The sequence below is a fragment of the Pseudonocardia sp. genome, assembly GCF_050246655.1.
In the GTDB taxonomy this organism is placed as follows: domain Bacteria; phylum Actinomycetota; class Actinomycetes; order Mycobacteriales; family Pseudonocardiaceae; genus Pseudonocardia.
Window position 1 is genome coordinate 1 of record NZ_JBFWVQ010000192.1, and the last position, 6,405, is coordinate 6,405.

Genomic DNA, 6,405 nt, shown 5'->3' on the forward strand with positions numbered 1-6,405 from the left:
CGTCGCTCACGACCTGCCCGCCCAGCGTGGCGCGCTTGCGCTCGTGCCGCGAGCCCGGGGAGAGGTAGCCCTCCATGCCGATGATCGGCTTCACGCCGTGGGCCTTGGCCTTGCGCCAGAACTCGTATGCGCCGTAGACGTTGCCGTGGTCGGTCATCGCCAGCGCCGGCATGCCCATGCGCGCGGCCTCGCGGAACAGGTCGTCCAGGCGGGCGGCCCCGTCGAGCATCGAGAACTCGGTGTGCGTATGGAGGTGGACGAAGCTGTCGCCGGACGGTGATGGCATCGAGCGCGGGGCTCCCTCCTGCCGCCGGCCACGACGGACCGGCGAGCTCCCTGACGGCCATGCCGGGCGAGGCCGGACGAGTGCGGGATGGGTCAGGTTAACCCGCGACCCCGACAGGTTCCGCGTCCCGGGGGCCACCCGGGGGAAGCGGCTGCTCACCCGCGCCGGACGGCGTGTCGGGCCCTGCCGCGAGCGGCCCCGCGGGCCCGGCGCCGCGGCGGGCGTCGCCGCGGATCACTCGTCCGGGGAACAGCGAGAGGATTGATCGACGGCATTAACTATAGTAGATCTCTCTCTACAATCCTCTAATCTGCCCCGACCGGCTCGAAGGAGCGCCATGAAGCTTCCTGTCGCACTCGCCCTGGTGATCGGCCTCCTCGGCGCGATCCTCACCTACCTCTACGTCGGCCCCCTCGCCGCGCTGGGGCTGTTCGTCCCGGCCACGTTCCTCGGTGCCGCGAGCTACTTCGCCGCGGGCGGCACGACCGCGGCGCTCACCCCGTCGCTCGCCTCGAACATCTGGGGCGTCCTGGGCGGCACGGTCGCGCTGTTCCTCGTCGGCACGGCGGGCAGCCCGCTGCTCATCGGCGTGTACGTCGGGCTCATGACGGCGGTCGTCGTCCTCGGTGCCGTCGTCCCGCTGCTGGGCTTCGTCCCGGGGACCGTGATCGGGTTCGCGACCACTGCGGGCTTCGGGCTGCTGACGAGCGCATCCGCGCTGGACCTCTCGCTCCCGACCGGTCCGTTCACCGTCATGGCGCTGTCGTTCGCGATCGGCGCCCTGTACGGCTGGGTCGCCTCGCTGCTGGTCGGGCGCCTCGTCGGCAGCGCGGCCGCCGAGTCGACCCCCGCCTGACCGCCCCGCCCCCGTCCGTCCGCCCCGGCCCCGCCCACCCCGCGGGTCCGGGGCGGACGGTCATCCGCGGCCGGGGACCGACGCCCGCCGCGGCGCATGTGTCGGGGACGCCACCGGAAGGCGACGGAGGTGCCCGGGCGGTGCCGCCGCGATGACGCTTCGGCGAACACCTGGCGAGACGGCCCTGAGGGGTTACCCCGATGACCTTCTCGGTGGTGATCCTGATGTCGCGGACGGTGCGGCGGCCCAGTGTGAGGACCATGACGAGATCCGGAGCGGAGCAGGCGGCCCGCTACGCCGTCCCCGGCTGCGCCGGCCTCGCCGCCCTGACCGTCGCGGTCCTCCCGCTCGCCGTCCCCGGGGTCGATCCCGTCGCGGAGCCGATCAGCGACCACGCGACGCGGCCCGTCGGATTCGTGCTCGTCGCCGTGGCGGCGGGCGCAGCCGCGGTGGCGGGCCTGCTGCTCGCGGCGGCGCTCGCCCGCGGCGGGCCACCGGGGACCCGGATCCCGCGGATCCTCCTGCGGCTGTGGTGCGCGGCGCTGTTCGTCGCTGCCGCGGTCCCGACGAACCCACCGGGGACGGACCCCGACCTCGGCGCGCACGTGCACCGGGGGGCGGCCGCCTGCCTGCTCGTCCTGCTGCCGCTCGCCGGATGGCTCCTCGCCCGGCAGGCCCGCGCCACGGATCGGTGGGCACCCGTCGCGCCGCGCCTGCACGCCTGGTCGGCCGCCGCCGGGGCGTTCGCTCTGGCCTTCCTCGCCGCCCACCTGCCCGTCCTCAGCGGCGGCGCCCCCTATCCCCTGCTCGGCCTGCTGGAACGGCTCTTCGTGCTCTGCGGGGCCGGCCTGCTCCTGGCCCTCGCGCGGGTGCCGACGGCCGCCGTCGCCGTTCCCGGGCGCCCGACCCAGGCGCTTCCGGCCCCGGGTGCCGCCCGGTGACCGCGCTCGCCGTCGCACTCGCCGTGCTCGGGGCGCTCTGCTTCGCCGTGGCGGCCACGCTGCAGCACCGCGAGGTCGGCACGGTCACGCCGGCGCCCGGCGTGCTGACCGCGGGCGGGCTGCGCGACCTCGTCCGCCGCAGGCGCTGGCTGGCAGGCCTCGCGTTCGGCGCGACCGGCGCCGTGCTGCACGTCCTCGCCCTGGTGCTCGCCCCCCTGCCGCTCGTGCAGCCCCTCGGTGTCCTCGCGGTCCCGATGGCCGTGCTGCTCGCCGGCCGCACCACGCCGCCGGCGGGGGTGCTCGCCGGGGTGGCGCTGACGGTGGCCGGTGTCGTGGGCTTTGTCGCGCTCTCGGTCGACGGCACGGCCGGTGGCGGGGATGGCGGCGGGGTCCCCACAGGATTCGTGACGGACGCGAGCCTCGCGGTGGCCGTCGTCGTGGTCGCCCTCGTCGGGTTCGCCCACACGCGGTCCGGGTGGGTCCGCAGCCTCGCCTGCGCGGCCGCGGCGGCGACCTCGTTCGGGTTCGTCTCGGTGCTGCTGCGCGCGGCCTCCCGGCTCCTGGTCGAGGACGCCGCGTCGCCCGCCGACGCCGCGGCAGCGCTCGGTGCTGCCGCCCTCGGGCTGCTCGTCGGCGGGTGGCTGCTCCAGCAGGCGTTCGCGTCCGGGCCGCCCGAACCCATCGTCGCCTGCCTGACGGTCCTGGACCCGATCGTCGGCGTCGGCCTCGCCATGGCCGTGCTCGGCGAGGGGCGCACCGACGCCCCCGGCGCCCGCCTCGCGGCCGCGGCCGTCGCGACGGCGGGGGTGCTCGTCCTGGCCCGGCACCACCCCGACGCCGCCGGACGGCGGCGCCCGCCCATGCAACCCACGCTGCGCCCACAGCGTCCACAGCGCCCAGTGAGGAGACCCCGATGACCGGACTGCGGATCCTGATCGGAGCCGACACCTTCCCGCCCGACGTGAACGGAGCCGCGCGGTTCGCCGAGCGACTGGCCCGCGGGCTCGCGGGTCGCGGCCACGACGTGCACGTCGCGGCCCCGTCCGCGGACGGGCCGGCAGCCACCACGGCGGACGGGATCACGGTGTACCGCCTGCGTTCGCTGCGCTGGCCGACCCACCCCGACTTCCGCGTCTGCCCGCCGTGGTCGGCGATGGCCGCGACGGCGGACGTGCTGCGCGCCGTCGATCCCGACGTGGTGCACGTGCAGGCGCACTTCGTCGTCGGGCGCGGGCTCGCGGTCGCCGCCGAGCAGACCCGCCGCCCGCTGGTCGCGACCAACCACTTCATGCCGGAGAACCTCCTCGCCCACTCGCCCCTGCCCCCGGCGCTGCACGGGTCCGCAGCCTGGCTGGCCTGGCGCGACCTCGCCCGCGTGTTCCGGCGCGCCGACGTCGTCACCGCACCGACGCCGCGGGCGGTCGCCCTGCTCGCCGACGCGGCACGGTTGACGTGGGCCCTCCCGGTGTCGTGCGGCATCGACCACGAGGCCTACCGTGCGGGCGCCGAGGGCGATGTCCCGACCGTGCTGTTCGTGGGGCGCCTCGACGAGGAGAAGCGGGTGGACGAGCTCATCCGCGCGTTCGCGCTGCTCCCGCCCCGGCTGCCGGCCCGGCTCGAGATCGTCGGGGACGGCTCCCGCCGGGCCCGGTGGACGGCGCTGGCCGGGCAGCTCGGGGTGCCCGCGACCTTCCGGGGGTTCGTCCCCGAGGAGGAGCTGCGGGCGGCGTACGCGCGGGCCGCGGTGTTCGCCATGCCCGGGACGGCGGAGCTGCAGAGCCTCGCCACCCTCGAGGCGATGGCCGCGGCCACGCCCGTCGTCGCGGCGGACGCGATGGCGCTGCCGCACCTGGTGGCGCCCGGTCGCAACGGCTTTCTGTTCCCGCCGGGGGACGTGGAAAGCCTCGCCGGGGCTCTCACGACGCTGCTCGGTGACGCCGTCCTGCGCAGGCGGATGGGTCAGGTGAGCCGGGAGATCGCCGCGGGGCACGCGATGGGCGCGACGCTCGACGCGTTCGAGGCGATCTACGACCGGGTGACCGGCCGCGGCCGGCCCGACGTGCCCGCCGCCGCGTGAGCTCTGCGGTCCGGGCGGGTTCCGGAACCGGCGCGATCAGGTCGCCGCGAGCCGCGAGGCGTGGTCCGCCTCGTCAGGGCGCACGGCGGCGGGTGCGCACGACCGGAGCGTCCACGTGAAGGTGCTGCCGTCCGGTCCGGTCGTGTGGCCCGCCGCGAGCGCCCGTTCGATCCCCGCCCGGGCCCGCGGCTCGTCGGCCGGATCGGTGGCGAACAGCACCCGCACGCGGACGGCGTCCCCGTCGGCCACGGCGTCGACGTGGTGCGGCGCGAACGGGCAGGGCGGCGGATGGTCCCACGAGCCGCACAGCTCCTCCGTGACGGCGCCGCCGGGAGCGGCGGGATCACCGCCGGGGCCCAGGACGACGACGGCCTCGTGAGCGTAGGCCTGGCGCATGTGCTCCAGTGTGACATCCACCACAACGGAACGGGGTCCTCGCAGGGCCCTCGTCAACGACGCCGGAGGAACTCGACGACCCCTGCCGCGATGGCGGCGGCGTACCTCGCCCGTCCCTCCGGCGAGGCCACCACCTCCGCCTCCCCCGGGTTGCGCATGTTCGCGCACTCGACCAGCGCGGCGGGGCGGCGAGCGTGGTTGAGACCGGCGAGATCGGACCGCGGTGAGAGCCCGTTGCGGCCGACGTAGGTCGACGTCGGGAAGCCGGCGCCGACCAGCGCCGTCCGGAGGTCCTCGGCCAGGGCCCGCGCCGGACCGTCCTGCACCGGGTCGAGCGGTGGCGAGGCGTAGGCGACGTGGAAACCGCGACCCGCGGCCGACGCCCCGTCGGCGTGGATGGAGACGACGGCGTCCGCGTCGTGGTCCTGCCCCGCCCGACCACGGACGTCGACGCACGGGCCGATCCCCGCGTCGTCGGTGCGTGTCAGAACCACCTGGACACCCTGGGCGGTGAGCAGCGCCTCGACGCGTCGCGCCACGTCGAAGGTGAACTCGTGCTCGGGGTACCCGGCGTCCGTGGCCGTGCCGGTGGTGTTGCACGCCTTGCGCCCACCACGCCCGTCGGGGACCTGCCGGTTGATCTCGGCGGGCGCTGCCGAGTTGCCGCCGTTGTGACCGGGGTCGAGCACGACGACCGCCGGGGTCGGCGGCGGGACCTGCGAGACGGGGAGCGGCTGCGGCGGGCGCACGGCCAGCGGCGGAGTCTGCGGTGCGGGATCCGAGGGGGGAGCGCACCCGACCAGGACGGCCGCGACCAGCACTACGACAGGGATCGTGCGGGTCCACACCTCGGAGATCGCCACCTTGTCGACCGCTGCCTCAGCCAGGAGGCACCGGCCCGTCGTCGGGAATCGGATCCGCCCGCTCGCGCTGCTCGGGCAGCAACGGGGCGAGCGCCAGCTCCGGTGGGGTGACACCCGCCGGTGCGGCGTGCACGGCCCGCACCCCTGGCCGGGCGGCGAGCGCGTCCAAGGCCTGTCGGTCCGCGGCGACGACCATCGCCGGCACGCACCGGCAGGCCGGGTCGGCGAGCGCCGCGGCCTCGGCCGAGGCGACGGCCGCCTGCCGGCCCGTGAGCCGCGTGGCGTCGGCGTCCGCGAGGAAGCGGGCGTGCCCGCGGGCCCGGTCGAGCGCCGCGACCGCAGACGGTCCCGGCTCCACCGCGACGAACCGCAACGCGCTCTGGACCCTGGGCATCGGGACGTGGAAGACGACGCTGACCAGCCGTGCGTTGCCCGCCACGAGCGCCGCCGCCTCCGCGGGCGTCACCTCCGCGCCGAGCTGCACGAGCGCGAGCACCGCCGTCCCCGGCGCCGGCAGTTCCCCCGGCAGGCGGGCGAGGTAGGCGGCCACGTCCTCGCCCGGTTCCGGCCCGAGCCGCACGGTCCCGGACGACGGTGCGGCGGCGGGCGGGTCGAACCGCGACCCCGCGTACCACGCCGTGGCCGCCACCACGGCCAGGCACGCGGCCAGCACGAGGAGCCGGCCCCGGACGGCGGGCACGTCAGTCCGCCAGGAGGTCCAGGGCGCGGACGAGATCGGCCGGGTAGGGGCTCGTGAACTCGACGCGACGACCGTCCGCCGGATGCTCGAAGCCCAGCGAGCGGGCGTGCAGCCACTGCCGGTGCAGCGCGAGCCGGTGGGCGAGGACGGGGTCGGCGCCGTAGGTGAGGTCGCCGACCAGGGGGTGGCGCAACGCCGCCATGTGCACCCGGATCTGGTGGGTGCGGCCCGTCTCCAGGGTGACGTCGAGCAGCGACGCGGCGCGGAACGCCTCGATCGTCTCGTA

General features: G+C 76.4%; 9 protein-coding genes. 4 read left to right on the forward strand and 5 right to left on the reverse strand.

Annotated elements, in window-relative coordinates:
- On the reverse strand, positions 1-286 hold a 286-nt coding region (locus AB7J25_RS29670), incomplete at its 3' end, for a PHP domain-containing protein (RefSeq protein WP_428514528.1).
- A gap of 337 nt (positions 287-623) precedes the next feature.
- On the opposite strand from AB7J25_RS29670, the gene AB7J25_RS29675 reads away from it, so the two are divergent.
- From AB7J25_RS29675 to AB7J25_RS29690, 4 genes are all read left to right on the forward strand, one after another.
- A complete protein-coding gene (locus AB7J25_RS29675; RefSeq protein ID WP_428514530.1) occupies positions 624-1,142 on the forward strand; it encodes a DUF1097 domain-containing protein in 519 nt (172 codons plus the stop codon).
- A 260-nt stretch (positions 1,143-1,402) separates the two neighbouring features.
- On the forward strand, positions 1,403-2,083 hold the full coding sequence (locus tag AB7J25_RS29680) for a DUF998 domain-containing protein (RefSeq protein ID WP_428514532.1): 681 nt from the start codon (positions 1,403-1,405) through the stop codon (positions 2,081-2,083).
- A complete protein-coding gene (locus AB7J25_RS29685; protein WP_428514534.1) occupies positions 2,080-3,000 on the forward strand; it encodes a hypothetical protein in 921 nt (306 codons plus the stop codon). Before AB7J25_RS29680 ends, AB7J25_RS29685 begins: the two co-directional genes overlap by 4 nt.
- On the forward strand, positions 2,997-4,160 hold the full coding sequence (locus AB7J25_RS29690; protein WP_428514536.1) for a glycosyltransferase: 1,164 nt from the start codon (positions 2,997-2,999) through the stop codon (positions 4,158-4,160). The genes AB7J25_RS29685 and AB7J25_RS29690 overlap by 4 nt, the downstream gene beginning before the upstream one ends.
- Before the next feature lie 36 nt (positions 4,161-4,196).
- On the opposite strand, the gene AB7J25_RS29695 is transcribed toward AB7J25_RS29690, so the two are convergent.
- The 4 genes from AB7J25_RS29695 to AB7J25_RS29710 form a co-directional block, all read right to left on the reverse strand.
- Positions 4,197-4,556 (reverse strand): hypothetical protein, encoded by a 360-nt coding sequence (locus AB7J25_RS29695; protein WP_428514538.1) that lies wholly within the window; start codon positions 4,554-4,556, stop codon positions 4,197-4,199.
- A 53-nt stretch (positions 4,557-4,609) separates the two neighbouring features.
- Entirely contained in the window at positions 4,610-5,419 is an 810-nt protein-coding gene (locus AB7J25_RS29700; RefSeq protein ID WP_428514540.1) for an N-acetylmuramoyl-L-alanine amidase, read from the reverse strand.
- Positions 5,420-5,435: 16 nt separating this feature from the next.
- On the reverse strand, positions 5,436-6,119 hold the full coding sequence (locus AB7J25_RS29705; protein ID WP_428514542.1) for a hypothetical protein: 684 nt from the start codon (positions 6,117-6,119) through the stop codon (positions 5,436-5,438).
- Between the two features lies 1 nt (position 6,120).
- Positions 6,121-6,405: pseudouridine synthase (locus tag AB7J25_RS29710; RefSeq protein ID WP_428514544.1), on the reverse strand; the 285-nt coding region annotated here is incomplete at its 5' end.